A 21,652-nucleotide genomic window follows, 5' to 3' on the forward strand; every position below is an offset into this window, starting at 1 on the left:
GATCTGGTACACATAGGACAGTAGGGGGCGGTCGCGGTGACTGATACCAATCTTGACACCACGCGGCCCCACGTCGCCCGGATATACGACTACTATCTCGGCGGCAAAGACAACTTCGAGGTCGACCGGGACGCCGTGGTCGCGGTCGAGGCCGCGATGCCCGAGGTGCGCCAGCTGGCCCTGGAAAACCGGGCCTTCCTGCGCCGGGCGGTGTCACACATGACCGCGGCCGGCATCCGCCAGTTCATCGACATCGGCGCCGGCCTGCCCACCGCGGGCAACACGCACGAGGTCGCGCAGACCCTCGCCCCCGGCGCCCGCGTCGTCTATGTGGACAACGATCCGATAGTGCTTTCGCACGGCCGCGCCTTGCTGGCCACCAACGCCGACACCACCGTCGTCACCGCCGACCTGCGCGACCCGGCCGACGTGGTCGGGCGGCCCGAGGTCCGCAAGCTCATCGACTTCAGCCAGCCGGTCGGCGTGCTGCTGATCGCCATGACCCACTTCCTGCGCGACGACGAACGCGACGAGGTCATGGGCGAGCTGCGCCGGTCGCTGGCCCCCGGCAGCCACCTGGCCACCACCCACGTCACGGTCGACCAGCACTCGGCGGAGGCGGTCGAGGGCGTCGAGGCGGTCTACCGTCAAACCCCGACCCCGATCTTCTTCCGCACCCACGACGAGATCGCCCGCTTCTTCGACGGCTTCGACCTGCTCGACCCGGGCCTGGTCACCGTCGACGCGTGGCGCCCCGACCCGGCCGACCCGGCGCCCGAGGCGACCCGCTGGCTCTACGGCGGAGTCGGCCGCCGACGCTAGGCCGTCGCGTCGGCTCCAGGGGAGAGCCGCCCACCGTCGCCAGGTCGTCCCGCGTGAACACCCGGAACTCGGCGCTGCGGTAGAGCCCGCGACCCTCGGATGTCCCGGCGTGCCTGGCGTCCACATGGGACTGAAGAGCGGCCTCGTCGGCGCCCGGGAATGCCCGAGGCGCACCTCGACCCCGATCCTGTGCTGATCGGCCCCGGCCGACCGCGCTCACACGGCCGCATGCCTTCCGGCTCGAGGTGCAGCAAGGGCAGCTTCGCCGCCAGCCCCTTCGCCGCCAGCCCCTTCGCCGCCAGCCCCTTTGTCCCAGCCCCTTTGTCCCAGCCCCTTTGTCCCGGCGCCGCGTCGTCGGCGCGGCCTCGGTTGGTGCCACCTCGGTTGGTGCCACCTCGGTTGGTGCCACCTCGGTTGGTGCCACCTCGGTTGGTGCCACCTCGGTCGGCGGTGTCTCGCCGGCGGCGTGGCGCCGGGCGCCGTCCGGTAGCGCCGGTCGTTCCAGGTCATCGACGTCGGGCGCCTGAGCTGCGGTCGAACACCCGATGTCGCCGCGTGGGTCGCGGTCGGGCTCTTAGCCGTGCGTCAAGCGGCGTGCGTGGTCCGCAATAGTTGCGTGATGCGCTGAACTTGCGTATCACGCAATTACCGTGCACACTGAGGGCGTGGCCGGACTTCCTAGCTCTCCCGAAGCGACACCCAAGCGCCGCCGGGATCTTCAAAAAGAACAGACCCGACTCGACCTGGCCCTGGCCGCGTTCGAGTTGGCCCGCACCGAGGGCTTGGCGAACGTGCGGGTTCCCCAGATCGCCGAGTCGGTCGGCGTCTCGACCCGCACGTTCAACAACTATTTCCCCAGCAAGGAGGCGGCGATCGTCTGGCCCGCCACGCTTCGGGGCGCCCAGCTGACGACGAACCTCGCCGATCGCCCGACCGGCGAACCTCTGGCCGACGCCCTAGTCGAGGCCGTGGCCGGCCTCTACGGGCCGGGCGGCCAGGACGGCCTGCCCAAGGGCTGGCTGGACGGATTCCGGGCCCTGGTCGCGGCCGAGCCGACGTTGCAGGGCGAATACCTCAAGGCTCAGGCCGCCGGCGAGCGGGCGCTCGCCGGGGCCGTTGCCCGCCGCATCGGGGCGGAACCGGGCAGCCTCCAACCGCTGGTGCTCGCCGGAGTGGTCCTCGCCGCCGAGCGAGCCGCCGTCTTGCACTGGTCCACCCAGAGCGAGCGAACCGCCCGCTTGATCGAGGTCGTCCGCACCGCCGTCGCCCTGGCGGTGGGTGGCACCGCCCTCAACGACATCACCCTGCACTGATCCTCAGAAAGCGAGGCCGGTCATGTTGTTCCTCTTCCGCGGCAGGCACGGGCCGCTCGTCCGCATCATCCTCGGCGCGATCATGGTCGCCGTCGGTCTGCTTCTCCACGGCTGGGTGATCCTGGCCGCGGTCGGCGCCGTTCTCCTCATCTGGGGCGTGTTCGGACTCGTCAGCGAGCAACGCAATGGGCGAGTGCGGTGAGCGCCATTGTCGTAGAAGCGCTCACCAAACGCTTCGCCGACTTCGCCGCCGTTGACGGCGTCAGCTTCGAGGTCCCCGAGGGGCAACTCGTCGCCCTGCTCGGGCCGAACGGGGCCGGCAAGACCACCACGCTGGAGATGCTCGAGGGGTTCCTCAGTCCCACCAGCGGCACCGCCCGGGTGCTCGGCGTCGACCCGCATCGAGGCGATCGCCGGTGGCGGGCGCGGATCGGCCTGGTGCTCCAGTCGACCAGCCTGGACACCGATCTCACTGTCCGCGACACCCTGGCGATCTTCGCCGGCCTCTATCCCGACCCGCGCAGGATCGGCGAGGCGCTCGACCTGGTCGATCTGGCCGACGATGCCGGGACCAAGATCGGGTTGCTCTCCGGCGGTCAACGTCGGCGGGTCGACGTCGCCATCGGCATCATCGGCCGGCCCGAGGTGCTCTTCCTGGACGAGCCGACGACCGGCCTCGATCCGGAGGCCCGCCGGCGAGCCTGGTCGGCGGTGGAAAACCTGACCACCACCGGCACCACGGTCATCCTCACCACGCACTACATCGACGAGGCCGATCATCTCGCCGACCGCCTGATCCTCCTCGTCGGCGGACGCGTCCTGGCCGACACCACACCGGCCGGGCTCCGATCGCAGGCCGGACCGTCGACCATCCGCTACCGCCCTCCGGATGGTCTGCCCGGCGACGACCTCCCGCCGAGCCTCGCGAAGTATCTGAACCCCGATACGCACACCTTGAACGTCCCGGCCGAGAACCCGGCTGGTCCGCTGCGTGACCTGCTCCTCTGGGCCGACGGCCACCACCTCGACCTCACCGGGGTCGAGATCGGACAGCCGAGTCTGGAAGACGCCTACCTCGCCGCGATCGGCGGCCCGGCCGAGCCGAAAGCGAACCCGTCATGACTGATGCCACCCGTGCTCTCCCGCCGCGGATGCCGAGCATCGGACGGATGCTCGCCGCCCAGATCACCTACCAGGCCCGGCTGCTGGCCGGCGGCCGGGCGATCATCATCGGCGTCGGACTTCCCGTCCTCCTGCTCATCGCCTCCCACGGCAGCCGCACCGACACCGAGGCGGCCGGCGTCGCCGGCTACGCCACCTTCGGCCTCACTCTGACCGCCTGGAACACCTACGGTGTTCGCCTCGTCGCCGCCCGCGAGTCCGGTGTCCTGAAGCGGTGGCGGGCCACACCGTTGCCCCGCTGGTGCTACTTCCTGGGCCGCATCCTCGCCACCATCGTCGTGGCTGTCCTCGCCGGGGCCGCCACGGTCGCCGCCAGCATGCTGCTCTTTCACACCAAGGTGAGCGTCGGCGGTGCCCTCGGAGCACTCGTCGTCTTCACCCTCGGTGCCTTCGCCTGGGCGGCCACCGCCACCGCCCTCACCGCCCTCATCCCCACCACCGAGGCCGCGGCACCCACCTGCATGGTCACCTACTTCCCGGTCATCATCATCTCCGGCGTCTTCGGCTCCATCCACGAACCGTCGTGGCTGGCCACCATCGCCCGCTATCTCCCCGCCCAACCGCTCATTCACGCGCTGACCACCGTGCTCGGCAACACCACCGGGGGATTCCGGCTCCCCGCCCACGACATCCTCGTGCTCGCCGCCTGGACGATCGCCGGGCTCGCGGTCGCTATCGCCACGTTCCGCTGGGAGCCCCACCGGCCGACCCAGAAGCGGCCGGCCCGGACCTCACCCGCCGACTGACGGAGAGCGATGACGGGGCGCGGCGTTGCGGAGGCGGATGCCGCTGAAGAGGGCGGTGGAGGCGACCACCGCGTCCCAGTACGGCCAGAGGTTGTCGAGGACCCGCAGCTGGATGCCGGCCGCGGCGTGGCAGGCCAGCAGGTCGCCGACCGGTTCGGCCGGCCCCAGCGGCTCGACCGGCTCCTCCGCGACGTAGGCGTGCGGGCGTTCGGCCTCGCCGAAGGGGCGGAACCGGTCGGCCGGCAACCGGTAGGCGTACAGCTTCGCGGCCAGGAGCGCCGGCAGCCAGGAGTATTCGACGGCATGGACCCGGGTGCCGCCGCCGGCGCCGATGAGGCGGTCGCGGTCGGCGCCCGTGGTCGCGGGACCGGCCCAGACCAGGGCGCGCGGGCACTGCCGCGGGAACCAGTAGTCGGGCGCATGATCGTGGTCGACCGCCCACACGTACGGCTCGGGCTGTTGCGCGGTCAGCGCGACATGGGGTCGAAAGAGCGTGATCGTCGGGTCTTCGGAGAAATGGAGCACTTCGCCGGGGCGTGGGCGCATCCTGAATTCTTATCGGTTGACCCGCACCCGAGGGTACGGGTTTATGGTCGCCGCATGCGGGTGGGGGAGTTGGCGCGCCGGACCGGGACGACCGTGCGGGCGCTGCGCTATTACGAGGCGGCGGGCCTGGTCGTGCCGCGGCGGCAGTCGAACGGCTATCGGGAATATGCCCCGATCGCGGTCGATCTGGTGCGGCAGATTCGGGAGTTGACCGCGCTCGGCCTCAGCGTCGAGGAGACGCGGCCGTTCGTCGAGAGCCTGGCCGACGGGCGGGAGGCCGACGTGTGCGGGGCCGCGGTCGCCACCTACCGCAGCGCGATCAGCGGGCTCCAGGAGCGGATCGGCCGGCTCACCGCGCAGCGCGACAGCCTGCACGAGAGGCTCGAGGCCGCGGTCGAGCGCCTGCCCGGCCGGATCAGGCGGGCGAGCGCCGACCCGCGCGAGCTCGTCGGTGTGGCGGTGCCGAGCCTCGAGTTCTACGCCACCGACGGCCGGCTGATCGATCTCGGCGCGCTGGGCCCGGGCCGCAGCGTCGTCTTCGTCTATCCGCTGACCGGGCGGCCGGGCGTCGACCTGCCGGACAGCGCGCTCAACATCCCGGGGGCGCGCGGGTCGACCGAGGAGGCGTCCTGGTTTCGCGACCACCACGCCGAGTTGCTGTCGGCCGGGGCGGCCCGGGTGTTCGGCCTGTCGGCGCAGTCGACCGGCTATCAGCGCGAGCTCGTGCACCGGCTGCGCCTGCCGTACCCCCTGCTGCCGGACCCCCGGATGGCGCTCGCCGCCGCACTCGGCGTGCCCACCTTCGGCGCCGGCGACATGGTCCTCTACCGGCGTCTCACGCTGATCATCCGCGACGGCGTGATCGAACACGTCTTCCACCCGATTCCGGCGCCGGCCATGCACGCCCTCGACGTCATGCAGTGGCTGGCCCGCCGCCCGGCCCGACCCTGATCAGCGCGAACCCGTCCCAGCCCTTGCAGCCGACGGGTCTGCGCGTGCCCCGGGGGGCCGGGTCAAGCGTTCTTGGCCAGCGCGACCAGGTAGCGGGTCGTCGTCTTGCCGGGGTTGGCGTAGGTGCATGGCTGGGGCGGTCCGAGCTCCAGGCAGTCGCCGGCCGCGAGGTCGTGCTCGGCGTCGCCCTCGCGGAAGAGCAGTCGCCCGGCGAGGACCCAGATCTGGTGGTGGGTGCGGACGAACGGATCGGGCGGGTAGGAGACCGACCGGCCCGGCGGCAGCTCGACCTCGACCAGTTGAAGGTGGCCGTCGGGGGGCGACACGGCCCGCCGCTGGTAGCCGGTCTCCGGATCGGTCCACAGTGGCTGGTCAGCCCGCCGGGCGAGGCGGTTGCGCGGGCCCTCGACCCGGGTGAACAGCTCCGACATGGTCAGGCCCAGGGGCCCGATCAGCCGGCCGAGGAGCGCGGCGGTCGGCTGCGCCTCGCCGCGCTCGATCTTGCCGATCATCGCGCGGGAAACCCCGGAGAGGTCGGCGAGGGCGTTCGCGGACAGGCCGCGACTTTCCCGTACGCCCTGAAGCGTCGCCGCCAGCCGCGCCGTTCCGTCATCGCCGTCGGACGTCATGGGTGCCATTATGTAACACGAGCTGGCTACTATCGTGGCATGCTGACCGTTCGTGACGCTGTTGAAGCCGACGCACCGGCCTGTGCCCTGATCTACCGGCCCTACGTGACCGACACGGCGATCACCTTCGAGAGCGTGCCGCCGTCCCCGTCCGAGATGTCCGCCCGGATCGTGGCCGCCACCGCGACCCACGCCTGGTTCGTGGCCGAGATCGACGGCGAGGTCGTCGGCTATGCGTACGCTCGCCCGTTCGCCGCCCGCGACGCCTATCGGTGGTCGTGCGAGGTCAGCGTCTATCTTCAGACGGGCCGCCGGCGGACCGGGGCCGGCCGCGCGCTCTACGAGGCGCTGCTGGCGCGACTGGTCGAGCGCGGCTTCCGGGTCGCGGTGGCCAAGATGACGATTCCCAACGACGCGAGCCTCGGCCTGCACGCCGCGATGGGGTTCATCGAGGTCGGGGTGCACCGGCGCATCGGTTTCAAGGGCGGCGCCTGGCACGACGTGGCGATCGCCCAGTTGGAGCTCGTCACCGGCGATGCGGCGCCGCCCGGCGCGGCCTGAAAACGGGCGGCACGATCGATGATCACAGTGCTACGGTTCCGCTGCTCGAAGGCGGAAAAGGAGAAACTGTGGCTCGCCTCAACCAGATCATCGCGGTGGAGAAGGGCGTCAAGAGCAAGTCGTTCGCCGACTTGACCGAGGCGCATCACGCGCTGCAAAAGACGGCCCCGCTGTCCGGCATCGCCCGCACCTATCAGCCCAAGGACGAGGAGGGTGAGCAGCTGCCGCCCGAGTCGACCCGGGTGCAGATCAAGGGCGAGGACATCCTGCGCCAGATCGCGACCACGCTGACCCGGTTGTTCGACGTGACGGCGACCAAGGACTGGACCAACTGCGTGGCCCGGGCCGACGTCGTGGTCGAGGGCCGCACGATCGCCGCCCAGGTGCCGGTGAGCTACCTGCTCTTCCTCGAGAAGCAGCTGGTCGACCTGCACACGTTCGTCAAGAAGCTGCCGGTCCTCGACGCGGCCGAGTCGTGGCTGCGCGACGACTCGACCGACAGCTGGCGCACCGAGCCGGTCCGCACCATCCGCACCAAGAAGGTGCCGCGCAACCACGTCAAGGCCGAGGCGACCGAGAAGCACCCGGCCCAGGTCGAGGTCTACTACGAAGACATCGCGGTCGGCTACTGGACGACCGTGAAGTTCTCGGGTGCGCTTCCGGCCAAGCGGGTCAACGAGATCCTCGACCGGGTCGTCGCCCTGCAGAACGCCGTGAAGTTCGCCCGCGAGGAGGCCAACAACTCCGACGCCGTCGACCAGCAGGTCGGTGCCGCGGTCTTCGGCTACCTGTTCGGCTAGCCGTCATGGATTCCCCTGTGGGAGCGCAGGGGGCGCCGTAAAGGCGCGAAGCTGAAGCTGAAGTCGAAGCTGAACACCGTGGTCCCAGTGCAGGTTCAAATCCTGCCCCCGGCATTCAAACGTGCCGGGGTAGCCCAAGCGGCAGAGGCAGCCATGATCAATCTCAGATTCTCGCTCCAGATTCAGCATTCTCACCGAACACCAGGTCGACCGGGAGCAGACGAAGATCGTCGGATGCTGGTTCAAATCCAGCTCGCTCCTCCAGCGCGGAGCGATAGTTTAATGGCAAAACTCGACGTCATCACGAATGATCTGCGCTCTTAAACGTGCTGGTGTGTGCAATTCGGTGAACACCGAGGCCCGGGGATTGGACACATCCCCGGGCCTCCCTAAATCTGATCCTCAGTGCTCGTCGCTGATGTCGCCGGGCGGTGAGGGCTGGGTGTAGGTGAAGTCGCCGGTCGCGAGCGGGAACTCCTGCTCGTCGCCGAACGGCGACAGCGCGGCCTGCAGGGGAGACGCCAACTCGGAGACGTCGAGCTTGCCGTCCACGTTGACCGCCGGTGACTCGCCCTGCCGGGCGCTGGTGAACGGCGTGCCCGACGTGTGCACCTCGATGTCGTCGGTGTCGCCGCCGTGCGCCGAGCGGGCCGACGCGAACACCGGCTGCTGCTCCTGTTCGAGCTCGTCCCGGCGGAAGATCTTGCGGCCGAGCCAGACCAGCGGGTCGTACCGGCGGTCGACCACGCGCTCCTTCATCGGGATGATCGCGTTGTCCGTGATCTTGATGTGCTCGGGGCAGACCTCGGTGCAGCACTTGGTGATGTTGCAGTAGCCGAGACCCTGGTGGGCCTGGGCGTACTGCTTGCGGTCGGACCGGGCGTCGAGCGGGTGCATGTCGAGCTCGGCCGCACGGATGAAGAACCGGGGGCCGGAGAACGCCGGCTTGTTCTCCTCGTGGTCGCGCACCACGTGACACGTGTTCTGGCAGAGGTAGCACTCGATGCACTTGCGGAACTCCTGCGACCGCTCCACATCGACCTGCTGCATGCGGTACTGGCCCGGCGCGACGTCCTTCGGCGGCGCGAAGGCCGGCGTCTCACGCGCCTTCTGGTAGTTGAAGGACACGTCGGTGACCAGGTCGCGGATCACCGGGAAGGTGCGCAGCGGCGTGATCGTGACGGTCTCGGTCTCCTCGAACGTCGACATCCGCGTCATGCAGCCGAGCCGCGGCATGCCGTTGATCTCCATCGAGCAGGAGCCGCACTTGCCGGCCTTGCAGTTCCAGCGGCAGGCCAGGTCGGGGGTCTGGGTGGCCTGGAGCCGGTGGATGATGTCGAGGACGACCTCGCCCTCGTTGACCTCGACGTCGTAGTCCTGGATGTCGCCGCCCGACTCGTCACCGCGCCAGACGCGGAAGTGGCGCTGGGTGCCCATTACTTCGCCTCCGTGTTACTGGGGATCGCGTCGAACTCGGCCAGTTCGCCGTCGGTGAGGTACTTCGAGAGTTCGGTGCGATCGAAGAGGGAGATCAGCTCGTCGCGCATCCTGGGCAGCGGCTTGTGCTCGAGACGCACGTCGCCCGACTCCTCCAGCGAGCAGACCAGGTTGACCTGGCGCCACTTCGGATCCATCTTCGGGAAGTCCTCCCGGGTGTGGCCGCCGCGCGACTCCTCGCGCTCCAGCGCCGCCTTGGCCGTGCACTCCGAGACGACCATCATGTTGCGCAGGTCGAGCGCGAGGTGCCAGCCCGGGTTGTAGCGCCGGCCGCCGGCCGCGCCGACGTTGGCCACCCGCAGCTTGAGCTCCTGCAGACGCTTGAGCGCGTCGGTCAGCTCGCCCTCCCGCCGGATGATGCCGACCAGGTCGCCCATCACCGCCTGCAGGTCCTGCTGCAGGGTGTACGGGCTTTCCCCGCCCTGCCGCTGCAGCGGGGCCAGCGCGGTGTCGACCGCCGACTCGACGTCGGAGGTGACCACCCGCGGGCGCCGGGCCAGCGTGTCGACGTACGACGAGGCGTGCTCGCCCGCCCGCTTGCCGAACACCAGCAGGTCGGAGAGCGAGTTGCCGCCGAGCCGGTTGGAGCCGTGCATGCCGCCCGAGACCTCGCCGGCCGCGAACAGGCCCTCCACGGTGCCGAACGCCGCGCCCGAGTCGGGCTCGACCTCGACGCCACCCATCACGTAGTGGCAGGTCGGGCCGACCTCCATCGGCTCCTTGGTGATGTCGACGTCGGCCAGTTCCTTGAACTGGTGGTGCATCGACGGAAGCCGCTTGATGATCTGCTCGGCCGGCAGCCGGGACGCGATGTCGAGGAACACGCCGCCGGCCGGGCTGCCACGACCCTCCTTGACCTCGGAGTTGATCGCGCGGGCGACCTCGTCGCGGGGCAGCAGCTCGGGCGGGCGCCGGTTGTTGTCCGGGTCGGTGTACCAGCGGTCGGCCTCCTCCTCGGTCTCCGCGTACTGCTTGCGGAAGACGTCGGGGACGTAGTTGAACATGAACCGCTTGCCGTCGGAGTTGCGCAGCACGCCGCCGTCGCCTCGGACCGACTCGGTGACCAGGATGCCCTTGACGCTGGGCGGCCAGACCATGCCGGTCGGGTGGAACTGCAGGAACTCCATGTTGATCAGTGTCGCGCCGGCCCGCAGGGCGAGGGCGTGGCCGTCTCCGGTGTATTCCCACGAGTTCGACGTGACCTTGTAGCTGCGGCCGACGCCGCCGGTCGCGAGCACCACCGCGGGGGCCTCGAGCAGGATGAACTCGCCCGACTCGCGGTAGTAGCCGAAGGCGCCGGCGATCCGGTCGCCGTCGAGCATCAGCTCGGTGATCGTGGTCTCGGCGAACACCCGGATCTTGGCGTCGTAGTTGCCGGTCTCGGCGTAGTCCTCCTGCTGCAGCGAGACGATCTTCTGCTGCAGGGTGCGGATCAGCTCCAGGCCCGTACGGTCGCCGACGTGCGCGAGCCGCGGGTATTCGTGTCCGCCGAAGTTGCGCTGCGAGATCTTGCCGTCCTTGGTCCGGTCGAAGAGCGCGCCGTACGTCTCGAGCTCCCAGATGCGCTCGGGAGCCTCCTTGGCGTGCAGTTCGGCCATCCGGAAGTTGTTGAGGAACTTCCCGCCGCGCATGGTGTCGCGGTAGTGGACCATCCAGTTGTCTTTGGAGTTGACGTTGCCCATCGCGGCCGCCGCGCCGCCCTCGGCCATGACCGTGTGGGCCTTGCCGAACAGCGACTTCGAGATGATCGCGGTCTTCTTGCCGGCCATCCGGGCCTCGATCGCCGCGCGCAGACCGGCGCCGCCGGCCCCGATCACGACGACGTCGTAGTGGTGTCGTTCGATACGTGTGGTCACTTTGGAAGGCCCCCTCAGCCCACGAACCGCAGGTCGGAGAACCAGTGCGCCGACACGGCCATGACGTAGAAATCGGTCAGCGCGAGCGTGCCGAGCGTGATCCAGGCCAGCATCATGTGGCGCGTGTTGAGCTTGGACACGAAGGTCCAGAAGCGGTAGCGCACCGGGTGCTTGGAGAAGTGCTTGAGGCGTCCGCCGGCGATGTGCCGGCAGGAGTGGCAGGACAGTGTGTAGGCCCAGAGCATCACCACGTTGCCGACCAGGATGATGTTGCCCAGGCCGAAGCCGAACCCGTTGCCGCTGTGGAACGCGCGGATGGCGTCCCAGGTGTTGATCAGCGAGATGATCCCGGCCGCGAAGAACGCGTAGCGGTGAATGTTCTGGAAGATCAGCGGGAACCGGGTCTCACCCGAGTACTTGCTGTGGGCGTCGGGCACCGCACAGGCCGGCGGCGACAGCCAGAACGCCCGGTAATAGGCCTTGCGGTAGTAATAGCAAGTCAACCGGAACAGCAGCAGGAACGGCAGGGTGAATGCCGCCTCGGGGATCAGCCAGAATTTCGGCAGCGGGGTGCCGAACTCGGCCGAGCCGGGCACACACCGGTCGGTCAAGCATGGTGAATAGAACGGTGTGAGGTAGTGGTATTCGCTCACGTAATACCACTTGTGCATGAAGACGCGGACGGTCGCGTAGATGACCCATGCCGCTAGCCCCACGAAGGTGACCAGTGGAGGGAACCACCACCGGTCAGTACGCAACGTCCTAGCCGCGATAGCAGCGCGTGCCTTCGCTGCGTCCGGCCTCGTTGCCGTCGTCGTCATTTGCTCTCCCTGACGTGCCTGACCCTGTCATCGGGCATTGGCCCGGCTGTTAACGGGCGGGGGCGCCCAGCAGCCGTCATGCACCCCTGATGTGTGGCACACGTTACGCCGCGCCTAAGAGGTATTGCGGCTCAGGGATGCTGTTTATGTCACAAGATCGAGGTCTGCTCACATTGATGAGCGCCGAGCGACCTAGCCGGAAGCGTTCCCGGTCAGGTTCCAGGACGCGAGATGCAGCGCCGGAGCGGCATATCGGACGCCGGACCATCGATCGGGCAGCAGCACCGACTCGCCGCCGACGCCGTGCACCATGCCCGGGCCGAGGGCCTGCGGATAGGCCTGGGTGAAGCGCATGTTGCCGACCGCGCCCCTGATCTCGCCGTCCTCGACCAGCCAGACCCCGTTGCGGGTCAGACCGGTCATGATCAGGGCTTTCTGGTCGAGGCACCTCGTGTACCAGAAGTCGGTGATCAGCAGGCCCCGCTGAAGATGGGCCACCAACGGCTGGGCGGCCGGGGCCACCGGGCTCGAGGGGTCGGCCGGTGGCCGCGAGGAGGGCGGGGCCGCCTCGAGGCTCATGTGGGTGGCGACCGGCCCCCAGGTGCGCGACGAGGCGGACGCGTGGCCGGTCGACACGGCGCCGGACGCCGCCGCCGAGGACCGGTCGTGGGTGACCGCCTTGGTGACGCCCTCGCGCACGAGCACCAGCGACTGGGTGGGCGTGCCCTCGATGTCGAACGGCAGGCCCGGCGCCGGTTCGGGGCGGCTGCCCAGCGGCTCGTCGATCAGCGTGATCGACGGGTCGAACTGCTCATGGCCGATCGACGCGAACGACTGGTGCTGGCTCCACGCCTTGCCGTTGAAGCCGAAGGTGGCCAGGTTGTGCAGCAGGTCGGAGACCGCCTCCGGTTCGAGCACCACCTCATAGCGGCCGGGCGGCAGCTCGACCGGTCGCGCACCGGCCCGGGCCTTGGCCGCCGCGCGGGTCCCGAGCAGCGCGCCGTCGAGGTCGGCGAGCCGGCCACTGGCCAGCCGGGCCACGCCGTCGGCGCCGTCGCGGCGGGCGATGCCGTCGAGCGCGGCCTCGGCGGTGCGGCCCTCGACCGACTGCCCGGCCGTGTTGGCGAACGCCGCCGCCGTCGAGGTCGTGCGGCAGTAGCCGGCCGTCTCGAGCCCGCCCGCCGCCCGCACGAAATCGAGCACCCGGGTCGCCCGCTCCCCGGGCGTGGCGTGCGCGGTCGCCTCGTCGAAGCCGAAGTCGAGCCCGGAGCCGCCGCCCGAGCCGTGGTAGCCCGCCGAGTGGTGCGGCGGGGTGGGCGGGGTGAGCCCGGGCCACGTCTTGTCGGGCGGGCTGACCCGGGCCGCGGCCAGCGTGCGCTCGACGAGCGCGCGCAGTCCGCCGGGCGAGACGACCGTGGTGGTCGCCGCCGCCGTGCGGCCGTCGGCGTGCAGCCGCAGCCGCACACGCGTGGTCGCCTCGGCCACGTTCTGATGGATCGCCGAGTTGGCGAACCGGGTCAGCGCCTCGGCGTCCAGCGACACCGTCACCTCGGCCTCGGCCCCCGGGCCGGCCACGGTGGTGACCAGGTCGATGACCTGGGACGCGAGATCGAGTTGGGTCGTCATGCGCGCACCCCCACGCGTACGTCCTTGAAGCGGGCCGGCGCCGCCGGATGCCCGGTGTGCCCGGTCTGACCGGGTTGGCCCTTGCCGCAGTTGGGCGTGCCCCAGGCCACCGTCTCGGACGAGAGCATGTCCATCGACTGCCAGAACCGGGGGCCGATGCCGGTGTAGGTCGGGTTGCGCAGCATGCGGCCGAGCTTGCCGTTCTTGATCTCGTAGCCGACCTCGCAGCCGAACTGGAAGTTGAGCCGGCGGTCGTCGATCGACCAGGACCGGTTGATGTCCATGAACACGCCGTCGTCGGTGGCCGCGATGATCTCGTCGAGGGTGTGCGGGCCGGGCTCGAGGCCGACGTTGGTCATGCGGACCATGGGCAGCCGGGCCCAGCCGTCGGAGCGCACGCTGCCCGCGTAGGAGAGGCCGGCGGTGGCGGCCGAGTCGCGCCCGGCCAGCACGCCGACCCAGATGCCCTCGCGCACCGCGTCGCGGGCCTCGGCCGGCGTGCCCTCGTCGTCGAAGCCGAAGCTGCCGAGAGCGCCCGGGATCGTCGGGTCGATGGTGATGTTCATCAGCTCGGAGCCGTAGCGCAGCGAGCCCAGCCGGCGCAGGTCGAGCCAGCTGGTGCCGGCGAACGCGGCCTCCCAGCCGAGGATGCGGTCGAGCTCGATGGCGTGCCCCACCGACTCGTGGATCTGCAGCGCCAACTGCTCGCCGCCGAGCACCAGGTCGGTCGTGCCGGACGGGCAGAGCGGCGCGGTGAGCAGGGCCCGGGCCTCCTCGGCCATGCGGGGCGCGTTGGCCACCAGGTCGAGCTCGTCGACGATCTCCCAGCCGCTGGTGCGGTACTGCCCGCGGTGCGACGGCCAGGAGCGGCGCTGGATCTCGTCCTCGCCGTACGCGCTGGCCGTCAGCCCGGCCCCGGTCTCGCGGATGTGCTGGTCGATGCGGTGGCCCTCGCTGGAGACGAACCACTTGCGGGTGTCCCAGATCTGGTAGAGCGCCTCGGCCAGGTCGGCGCCCGCCGACTTGGCCGCCGCGGTGGCCGCGACCAGCAGATCACCCTTGGTCGAGAGCGGCACGCCGAACGGATCGACCGCGCACTCACTGGCCCAGGACGCCTCGACCGGCGACGACGGCACCAGCTCGATCTCGGGCCCGGCGACCAGGCCGGAGGCGGCCGCGATCTGGGCCGCCTGGCGGCCGGCCGACCGCGCGGCCGCGTCGGAGAGGTCGGGCACCGCGTAGAAACCCCAGCTGGAGCCGACCAGAGCGCGCACGCCGAGGCCGGCGCTCTCGACCGAATCGAGGTCTTCCACGTCGCCGTCGCGGGCGGTCATCGACTCGGAACGCCGGAGCATGACGCGGGCGTCGGCATAGCGGGCCCCACCGTCGAGCGCGGCTTGAACAGCCACACCCGCCTCATCGAAGTGGCTCATGAACTCGACCCTAGGCGACGGGTCCGACAGAACTCATCCCCGAAGGAAGTGAAGTTCCTCCGCCAGGGTGGCCGCCGGCCGGGAGGGGACGCCCGGCAACTCCGCGCCGATGATCAGAAGCGGCCGGGAGTGATCGGACTGGGCGGCCGCCTCGGCCAGGCTGTGGTGTGCGTAGACCTCGGGCGCGTCGACCGGATCGCCCAGGTAGCGCTCGGCGAACGGCCCCGGCAGGGAACCCCAGTCGACCACCGGGTCGCGGCCCACCGCGCGGTGGAAGACGTCGGGCCGGCGCAGCACGGCCATCGCGGCCAGCCAGCCGCCGAGCCCGTGCCCGCGCGCCGCGACCGCGGTCAGATCCAGGTCGGGATGCTTGCCGACGAGCGCGCGCAGGGCGTCGACCTGGTCGGTCAGCGCCACGTCGACCAGCCGGCGGTGCACCACCTTCTCGAAGCTCGGCGCCACCCCGGGCGTGCCGCGCCCGTCGACGCTCACCACCGCGTACCCGGCGTCGGCCCACCACTGCCGCTCCTGCCAGGCCGCCGGATCGCTCACGACCTCCTGATGACCGGGGCCGGCCCCGAAGGTCATCAGCACCGGAATCTTCGCCCCGGCCACGTAGGAGGCCGGATAGAGCACGGCCGCCGGCAACCGCCGGTCGGTCACCCGTTCCAGCAGCGGTCGCGGTTCGTAAGGCAGGGGAGCGGCGTGCGACGCGAGAACGGCGACGGTGACGTCGCCCCGGCGCACCTCGCCGTCGATCACGAGAACGTCGCCGCCGACCGCGGCGCGATGCCACCCGGCGGTTGCGGTGATCTTCGCGGCTTCCGGTCCGCCTCCCCCCAATGACGTACGCACGCGGAAGACGTCCTGCCTCGACGGGTCACCCTCGGTCCCCTCGACGACCAGGTCGGGCGCGCCGGTCGGACCGCCGGCCCGGGGCAGCGTGCCGAGCACCCGGCGCACGTAGAGGGCGGGCGGAGTCAGCAGACTGCCGTCGGCGAACAGGCAGCGGGCGTCGAACCCGTCGTGCGCCAGCTCGCCGCCGACCAGCACCCGCCCGTCCGGCAGGTGCCGCGGGGTGCCCGGCACCGGCTCGACCCAGCGGGCGTCGGCCAGCTCGGCGTGCACCTGGGTCTCGCCGGTGCGCGGGTCGATCGCCAGCACCAGGCCGTGCTGCTGTTCCCGCCGGAGCACGGTGACCAGCGGCCCGCCGCTCTCCGACCAGCGCACGTTGACCACGTGCGGATAGGTCTCGCGGTCCCAGTGCACGTCGACCCAGCCGCTGTCGAGGTCGAGCAGGTGCAGGCTGGTCGCGCCGGCCGTGCGGGCGGCCAGGATCTGCTGCCCGTCCGGCGACCACCACCAGCCGCGGTCGCGCCCGAACCGGACCGCCGCCGGGTCGGGCACCCCCCAGTTGATCGGCCCGCCGTGCTCGCGCCAGGCGTTGCCCGGCTCGCCGGCCAGCAGACGGTCGCCGTCCGGCCCGGCCACGCGCAGCGCCGCCGAACCGTCCTGCCAGGTCACATAGCCGATGGCCCGGCCCATCGGATCGGGCCGCGGATCATGCACCGGCACGGCGACCGGCACCGCCCGCACCTCACCGGAGACCAGATCTGCGCGCCAGAGGCGCCCTTCCCGGGTGTACGCGGCCACGCGCGCATCACGGTCGGCCGCGTAACTGTCGATCGGACCGGGTGCGATCAGGCGCTCGGCCCCGGTCGCCACGGTGCACGTCCAGAGGGCGGCCTCCGGGTCCTCCGGGCCGGCCGATCGCAGGAAGACGACCCGGGCACCGTCGGCACCGACCGTCACCGCGTGCGGGGCGCCGAAGCTGAAGTGACCGGTGCGACCGGCGAGTCCGGGGTAGTCCACGTGCCCAGCATCGCTGATCAAGGCACATTCCGGTCGGCGAACCGGCCAGCACGGCGTCCGGATTCCCGCCGGTGCCGCCGCGTAGAGTTGCCGCCGTGACAGAAGCCCTGCCCGCGCGCCGCCTCCTACTGGTGCACGCGCACCCGGACGACGAGGTCACCGGCACCGGCGCGACGATGGCTCACTATGCCTCGGCCGGCGCCCACGTGACGCTCGTGACCTGCACCCTCGGCGAAGAGGGCGAGATCCACGTCCCCGCGCTGGCCCAGCTCGAGGCGGCCCAGGCCGACCAGCTGGGCGGCTACCGCATAGTCGAGTTGGAGCGGGCGTGCGCCGCGCTGGGGGTCACCGACCATCGGTTCCTCGGCGGGGCCGGCCGGTTCCGCGACTCGGGGATGATGGGGCTCGAGACCAATAGTCATCCGCGGGCGTTCTGGCAGGCCGACGTCGACGAGGCGGCGGCGATGCTGGTCGAGGTCATCCGCGAGGTCCGCCCGCAGGTCATGATCACCTACGATCCGAACGGCTTCTACGGCCACCCCGACCACATCCAGGCCCACCGGGTCGCGATGCGGGCGGCCGAACTGGCCGGGGCCGACGCGCCGCAGAAGATCTACTGGACGGCGATGCCGCGCAGCGTCCTCAAGGAGGGCATGGAGGCGTTCCGCCAGCTCGACGACAACCCGTTCGCCGGGGTGGAAAACGTCGAGGAGCTGCCGTTCGGCCACGCCGACGACGAGATCGCGGCCCGCATCGACGGCACCGACTATTACGACCGGAAGATGGCCGCGATGAAGGCGCACGCGACCCAGATCCCCGACAACTCGTGGCTCTACGGCATCGCCGGCGACTTCGGCGGCGAGTTCATGGGCGTCGAGTTCTTCCTACTCGCACAGGGGGAGCGGGGTTCCGGCGAGGGCCCGCACGGGTGGGAGAGCGACCTGTTCAGCGGCCTCGACCTCGAGCAGCCGGCAGCCGCCGGCGAGTCGGCCGCGCGATGAGCAAGGCCGCCCGCCCCACCGACAGCCGAGGTCCCGCCACGCCCGCCCAGCCGGCCCCGGCAACTGCCGCTGAGCCCGCCGCCGCCTCCGCCGCCGGGCCGCCCGCCGCGGCTGCCGCCGCTGAGTCTGCCGCCGCGGTCCCTGCGGCTGCTTCCGCCGCCGCGGCTGCCGCCGGTTCCGCCGCCGGGCCTGCCGCGGCCGGCTCGGCCGAGCCGGGTGGCAACGCCGAGCCGGGTGGCAAGGCGGAGCCCTGGGGTGGCTGGGAGCCGATCGTCCGGGCCGGTGGCGTGGTGGTGTCGATCGTCTTCGCGTTCGTCAGCGCCGTGCTGGAACTGCTGTTCTCGACGCTGCGGGCGGGCGACTTCGTGTCGATCTGGCACGGCGACCCGATCGGCTCCGGCCACGGACCGCTGATCCCGCTCGCGGTCGTGCTGGCGGTCGCAGGCAACATCGGCATCGCCTGGTTCGCGGTCGGCACCACCGGCCGCCGCTGGGCGCTCGGCCCGCCCTGGGCGCTCTGGACGATCGTCATGTTGATCGCCGCCGGGGTCCGCACCCACGAGGGCGACTACCTGCTGAGCGGCACCAACTATGTCGCCCTGGCGATGATCCTGATCGGCAGCCTGACCTTCGCGATCTACGCCTATCGGATGATCCTCAAGCGGATCCCGCCGGCCGTGTCCACATCGGCCGCGCCGAAGACCGCCGCCGCCCGGGCGAAGAAGCACAACTGACAGCAGACTCCCAGCTTTCCTCCAGGGACGTGAGCCGCGTCATCCGCAAAGATGGCCCACAGGCAAGCACGAGAAATACACCTGGCGTTACGATCCCGACCCACCACGTGTGCGGCGCCGCCGTCACCGCCAGGTCCCCCGGGAGGAAAGATGAGGCAGCAGCGCTGGTTCCCGATCGCGGCGCTGGCGGTCGGGTTGTTCGCGATCAATGTGGTGACCCGGCTGGTCATCCACTTCGCGTTCAATAACGACGACGGGGTCCAGAGCGGGGCGTCGATCGTCATGTTCGCCCTGATCGGTCTCACCCTGGCCGTCTGGACGTTCCGCGCCGCCCAGCGCAAGAAGCCGCTCGACTGGCTGGTGCCCGACTGGTTCCTCGGCGCGGTCGGTGCCCTGGTGCTGACCGTCCTGGTCGGACCCTTCGTCAGCGGCAGTCAGCCGTTCGCCGACGGCGCGGGGAGCTTCTTCCTGCAGATCTGGCTCTACGCCGGCTTCGCCATCGTCGGCACGCTGTTGGGTTACTGGGTCGCGGTCATGGTGGGCGCCGACTACCGCTCGCGCTCGCTCAAGGCGTACACCGAACGCAGCGCGGCCAAGCCGCGCAAGGTCGTCCGCCGCTGAGGTTGAAGGCCCGCGCTCCGGAGTGGCCCCGCCTCGCTCCCGCGTGACCGGGCGGGCCGGGCCCCTAGACCGGCGCCTCGCGCGTGAGATAGGTGTGGTGGGTCGCGAAACCCACCTTGCCGTAGAGCGCGACCGCGGCCGTGTTGCGCTCCTCGACCTGCAGATAGGCCCGGTGGCTGCCGTGCTGCACGCCCCACTGCAGCAGCTCGCGCAGCATGTGCTGGGCCAGCCCCTGCCGGCGGGCGGCTGGGGCGGTCTGCAGCAGCGAGACGCCGAGCCAGCGGTCGGGGCCGGTCACCGCGCCGCGGGCCACCCCGATCAGGGTGCCGTCGGCGTCGTGCACGTGGACGAAGACCACCTCGGCCGGGCCGGTGAGGATGCGCACCGCGGTCGGGGGCAGCGTGCCTTTGTGCTCGGCGACCATGGCGAACCAGTCGTCGGAGGGCGCGTCGGCCAGTTCGACCGGCGGCCGGTCGTGACGCACCGGCAGCGCGTTGAGCAGCGGGGTGATCAGCGCGGTCTGCACGAGGGTCAGCGGGCGGGCACTCCAGCCGCGCCCGTCGAGGGCCGCGTTGACCGGTGCGGCCAGCGGCATCGGCGCGTTGATCAGGGGGCGCTGGCCGTGATCCGCATACCACTCGACGACGCCGTCGATCGCCGCCTCGAGGGTGCGGTCGGGGTCGCCGACCGCGAGCGCCGAGTTGGCGCGACCGGTCCAGTTGCCGGCGGCGCGCAGGATCCAGCCACCGAGCCGGGCCTGGGTCGGGGCGGGCCACGCCTCGTTCGCCGCGAGCTCGACCGAGATGACCTCGGACGCCGGGGGCCGGCGGGCGGCCGGAACCCGTTTGGCCCGGTGCACCTCGCGGAGCGGAACCCGCAGCGTGCCCTTGTCAGTGGCGATTGTGAGATCCGTCTCGGTGAGGTCGACGAGCTCGCCGAGAGCGTCTGTGAACTGCGGGCGATCCTGGGAAACCCCCACAATCCGGCGTACTACCACCCGGTGTCCCACATCCTGCCGACGGAGCACGTGTCACCTCCTCCGGCGGAGATACTAGGCTCTGCAACTGTCGCCGGCGGTCCCGGCGGCATGGTTCTTCAAGGGCCAGGCTTTGGAGGGAAAGACCCGTGACCTACATCATCGCCGAGCCGTGCGTCGATGTGCTCGACAAGGCGTGCATCGAGGAGTGCCCCGTCGACTGCATCTACGAGGGCAACCGGATGCTCTACATCCACCCCGATGAGTGCGTCGACTGCGGGGCCTGCGAGCCGGTCTGTCCGGTGGAGGCGATCTTCTACGAGGACGACGTCCCGGAGCAGTGGAAGGACTACACCAACGCGAACTACGAGTTCTTCGAAGATCTCGGTTCGCCCGGTGGCGCCTCCAAGGTCGGCAAGATCGACAAGGACACCCCGTTCGTGGTTTCCCAGCCGCCCCGCGGCGAGGGCAACTGAGCATGCTGTCGTCGGCTCTGCCGGACTTCCCCTGGGATCTGCTGGAGCCGGCGAAGGCCAAGGCCGCCGCGCATCCCGACGGCCTTGTCGACCTGTCGGTCGGCACGCCGGTCGACCCGGTCCCGGCGCTGATCCGGCAGGCCCTCACCGACGCTTCCGACGCGCCGGGTTACCCGCTCACCGCGGGCACCCCGGCGCTGCGGGCGGCGATCGCCGACTGGTTCCGGCGTTCCTGCAACGCCTCGGGCCGGCTGGGCGTCCTGCCGACCATCGGCTCCAAGGAGCTGGTGGCCTGGCTGCCGACGCTGCTCGGGGTCCGTCCCGGCGACACCGTGGTGATCCCCTCGGTGTGCTATCCGACCTATGAGGTCGGCGTCCAGCTGGCCGGGGCAGATGTGGTGCGGTCCGATTCGCTCGCCGCCCTGGGCCCGGCCCCGGTCAAGATGATCTGGATCAACTCGCCGTCCAACCCGACCGGCCAGGTGCTGCCCACGGCCCACCTGCGCAAGGTCGTCGCGTGGGCCCGCGAGCGCGGCGCGGTCGTGGTCAGCGACGAGTGCTACCACTCGCTGGGCTGGGAGACCCGCCCGGTGTCGGTGCTCGACGACGAGGTGACCGGCGGCGACTACACCGGCGTCCTGGCCGTCCACTCGCTGTCCAAGCGTTCCAACCTGGCCGGCTACCGCGCGGGTTACCTGGGCGGCGACCCGGCCCTGGTGGCCGAGCTGCTGGCCGTCCGCAAGCACGCCGGCATGATCGTCCCGGCCCCGGTGCAGGCGGCGATGGTGGCCGCGCTCGGCGACGAGGCCCACGTGGCCGCTCAGCGAGAGCTCTACGCGGCCCGCCGCGACCTGCTGCGCACCGCGCTGACCAAGGCGGGTTTCGAGATCAGCCACTCCGAGGCCGGTCTCTACCTGTGGTCGACCCGGGGCGAAGACTGCTGGCAGACCGTCGACTGGCTGGCCGGGCACGGCATCCTGGCCGCACCCGGCGTCTTCTACGGCCCGGCCGCGATCCAGCACGTGCGGGTCGCCCTGACCGCCACCGACGAGCGCGTCGCCGCGGCCGTCGCCCGCCTGACCTAGCGACGCGACCGACGACCAGGCCGCCCGACCTGGCGACGCGACGGCCGGCCGGCCCGCCTGACCTGGCGACGGGGCAGCCGATGAGCGCGCCGCGCTCGCCTGAC

At 70.9% G+C, this 21,652-nt stretch carries 22 protein-coding genes and 1 tRNA gene; 14 read left to right on the forward strand and 9 right to left on the reverse strand.

Going from position 1 to position 21,652, the window contains the following annotated elements; genetic code table 11:
- Positions 1–36 precede the first annotated feature (36 nt).
- The 5 genes from AB0M88_RS12055 to AB0M88_RS12075 all read left to right on the forward strand — a co-directional run bounded on the left by AB0M88_RS12055 (position 37) and on the right by AB0M88_RS12075 (position 4,063).
- Entirely contained in the window at positions 37–822 is a 786-nt protein-coding gene (locus AB0M88_RS12055) for an SAM-dependent methyltransferase (protein WP_364099448.1), read from the forward strand.
- 665 nt (positions 823–1,487) lie between these two features.
- A complete protein-coding gene (locus AB0M88_RS12060) occupies positions 1,488–2,135 on the forward strand; it encodes a TetR family transcriptional regulator (RefSeq protein WP_364099451.1) in 648 nt (215 codons plus the stop codon).
- Between the two features lie 22 nt (positions 2,136–2,157).
- On the forward strand, positions 2,158–2,337 hold the full coding sequence (locus AB0M88_RS12065; protein ID WP_364099454.1) for a hypothetical protein: 180 nt from the start codon (positions 2,158–2,160) through the stop codon (positions 2,335–2,337).
- A complete protein-coding gene (locus AB0M88_RS12070) occupies positions 2,334–3,257 on the forward strand; it encodes an ABC transporter ATP-binding protein (protein ID WP_364099457.1) in 924 nt (307 codons plus the stop codon). The genes AB0M88_RS12065 and AB0M88_RS12070 overlap by 4 nt, the downstream gene beginning before the upstream one ends.
- The gene (locus AB0M88_RS12075; protein WP_364099460.1) at positions 3,254–4,063 is read left to right on the forward strand and encodes an ABC transporter permease; all 810 of its coding nucleotides are present in this window, start codon (positions 3,254–3,256) and stop codon (positions 4,061–4,063) included. The genes AB0M88_RS12070 and AB0M88_RS12075 overlap by 4 nt, the downstream gene beginning before the upstream one ends.
- Here the strand turns inward: AB0M88_RS12075 and AB0M88_RS12080 are convergent.
- On the reverse strand, positions 4,049–4,609 hold the full coding sequence (locus AB0M88_RS12080) for a DUF6886 family protein (protein WP_364099463.1): 561 nt from the start codon (positions 4,607–4,609) through the stop codon (positions 4,049–4,051). The two genes, AB0M88_RS12075 and AB0M88_RS12080, sit on opposite strands and share 15 nt — an antisense overlap.
- Positions 4,610–4,663: 54 nt before the next feature.
- Between AB0M88_RS12080 and AB0M88_RS12085 the strand changes: the two genes are divergently transcribed.
- The gene (locus tag AB0M88_RS12085; RefSeq protein WP_364099465.1) at positions 4,664–5,560 is read left to right on the forward strand and encodes a MerR family transcriptional regulator; all 897 of its coding nucleotides are present in this window, start codon (positions 4,664–4,666) and stop codon (positions 5,558–5,560) included.
- Positions 5,561–5,622: 62 nt separating this feature from the next.
- Here AB0M88_RS12085 and AB0M88_RS12090 read toward each other — a convergent pair whose 3' ends face one another.
- The gene (locus AB0M88_RS12090; protein ID WP_364099468.1) at positions 5,623–6,189 is read right to left on the reverse strand and encodes an XRE family transcriptional regulator; all 567 of its coding nucleotides are present in this window, start codon (positions 6,187–6,189) and stop codon (positions 5,623–5,625) included.
- A 39-nt stretch (positions 6,190–6,228) separates the two neighbouring features.
- Between AB0M88_RS12090 and AB0M88_RS12095 the strand changes: the two genes are divergently transcribed.
- From AB0M88_RS12095 to AB0M88_RS12105, 3 genes are all read left to right on the forward strand, one after another.
- Positions 6,229–6,750 (forward strand): N-acetyltransferase family protein, encoded by a 522-nt coding sequence (locus AB0M88_RS12095; RefSeq protein WP_364099471.1) that lies wholly within the window; start codon positions 6,229–6,231, stop codon positions 6,748–6,750.
- 68 nt (positions 6,751–6,818) lie between these two features.
- On the forward strand, positions 6,819–7,550 hold the full coding sequence (locus AB0M88_RS12100; RefSeq protein WP_364099474.1) for a hypothetical protein: 732 nt from the start codon (positions 6,819–6,821) through the stop codon (positions 7,548–7,550).
- A gap of 126 nt (positions 7,551–7,676) precedes the next feature.
- Positions 7,677–7,814, forward strand: a tRNA-OTHER gene (locus AB0M88_RS12105).
- Between the two features lie 138 nt (positions 7,815–7,952).
- On the opposite strand, the gene AB0M88_RS12110 is transcribed toward AB0M88_RS12105, so the two are convergent.
- The 6 genes from AB0M88_RS12110 to AB0M88_RS12135 all read right to left on the reverse strand — a co-directional run bounded on the left by AB0M88_RS12110 (position 7,953) and on the right by AB0M88_RS12135 (position 16,655).
- Positions 7,953–8,987, reverse strand: a complete 1,035-nt coding sequence (locus tag AB0M88_RS12110; protein WP_364099477.1) for a succinate dehydrogenase/fumarate reductase iron-sulfur subunit — start codon at positions 8,985–8,987, stop codon at positions 7,953–7,955.
- Positions 8,987–10,903 carry a fumarate reductase/succinate dehydrogenase flavoprotein subunit gene (locus tag AB0M88_RS12115; protein WP_364099480.1) on the reverse strand — a complete coding sequence of 639 codons (1,917 nt, stop codon included), beginning with the start codon at positions 10,901–10,903 and terminating at the stop codon, positions 8,987–8,989. Before AB0M88_RS12115 ends, AB0M88_RS12110 begins: the two co-directional genes overlap by 1 nt.
- Positions 10,904–10,917: 14 nt before the next feature.
- Complete coding sequence (locus AB0M88_RS12120) at positions 10,918–11,724, reverse strand: hypothetical protein (protein ID WP_364099483.1); 807 nt, start codon at positions 11,722–11,724, stop codon at positions 10,918–10,920.
- Between the two features lie 192 nt (positions 11,725–11,916).
- Positions 11,917–13,350, reverse strand: a complete 1,434-nt coding sequence (locus AB0M88_RS12125; protein WP_364099486.1) for a metallopeptidase TldD-related protein — start codon at positions 13,348–13,350, stop codon at positions 11,917–11,919.
- Positions 13,347–14,783 (reverse strand): TldD/PmbA family protein, encoded by a 1,437-nt coding sequence (locus AB0M88_RS12130; RefSeq protein WP_364099489.1) that lies wholly within the window; start codon positions 14,781–14,783, stop codon positions 13,347–13,349. The genes AB0M88_RS12125 and AB0M88_RS12130 overlap by 4 nt, the downstream gene beginning before the upstream one ends.
- A 33-nt stretch (positions 14,784–14,816) precedes the next feature.
- Positions 14,817–16,655 carry a prolyl oligopeptidase family serine peptidase gene (locus AB0M88_RS12135; protein ID WP_364099492.1) on the reverse strand — a complete coding sequence of 613 codons (1,839 nt, stop codon included), beginning with the start codon at positions 16,653–16,655 and terminating at the stop codon, positions 14,817–14,819.
- Between the two features lie 95 nt (positions 16,656–16,750).
- Here AB0M88_RS12135 and mshB point away from each other — a divergent pair, with 95 nt between their 5' ends.
- The 3 genes from mshB (at position 16,751) to AB0M88_RS12150 (ending at position 19,011) form a co-directional block, all read left to right on the forward strand.
- Positions 16,751–17,656 carry an N-acetyl-1-D-myo-inositol-2-amino-2-deoxy-alpha-D-glucopyranoside deacetylase gene (gene mshB / locus AB0M88_RS12140; RefSeq protein WP_364099495.1) on the forward strand — a complete coding sequence of 302 codons (906 nt, stop codon included), beginning with the start codon at positions 16,751–16,753 and terminating at the stop codon, positions 17,654–17,656.
- Positions 17,653–18,390 (forward strand): hypothetical protein, encoded by a 738-nt coding sequence (locus AB0M88_RS12145; RefSeq protein WP_364099497.1) that lies wholly within the window; start codon positions 17,653–17,655, stop codon positions 18,388–18,390. The genes mshB and AB0M88_RS12145 overlap by 4 nt, the downstream gene beginning before the upstream one ends.
- Positions 18,391–18,540: 150 nt before the next feature.
- Entirely contained in the window at positions 18,541–19,011 is a 471-nt protein-coding gene (locus AB0M88_RS12150) for a hypothetical protein (RefSeq protein ID WP_364099500.1), read from the forward strand.
- Between the two features lie 64 nt (positions 19,012–19,075).
- Here the strand turns inward: AB0M88_RS12150 and AB0M88_RS12155 are convergent, their stop codons facing one another.
- On the reverse strand, positions 19,076–20,038 hold the full coding sequence (locus tag AB0M88_RS12155; RefSeq protein WP_364099503.1) for a GNAT family N-acetyltransferase: 963 nt from the start codon (positions 20,036–20,038) through the stop codon (positions 19,076–19,078).
- Between the two features lie 98 nt (positions 20,039–20,136).
- On the opposite strand from AB0M88_RS12155, the gene fdxA reads away from it, so the two are divergent.
- Complete coding sequence (gene fdxA, locus AB0M88_RS12160; RefSeq protein WP_364099506.1) at positions 20,137–20,463, forward strand: ferredoxin; 327 nt, start codon at positions 20,137–20,139, stop codon at positions 20,461–20,463.
- A gap of 2 nt (positions 20,464–20,465) precedes the next feature.
- Positions 20,466–21,548 (forward strand): succinyldiaminopimelate transaminase, encoded by a 1,083-nt coding sequence (gene dapC, locus AB0M88_RS12165; RefSeq protein ID WP_364099509.1) that lies wholly within the window; start codon positions 20,466–20,468, stop codon positions 21,546–21,548.
- The last annotated feature ends 104 nt before the right edge of the window (positions 21,549–21,652 follow it).

Origin of the sequence: Actinoplanes sp. NPDC051411 (assembly GCF_040682075.1) — a bacterium.
Classification (GTDB): Bacteria; Actinomycetota; Actinomycetes; order Mycobacteriales; family Micromonosporaceae; genus Actinoplanes.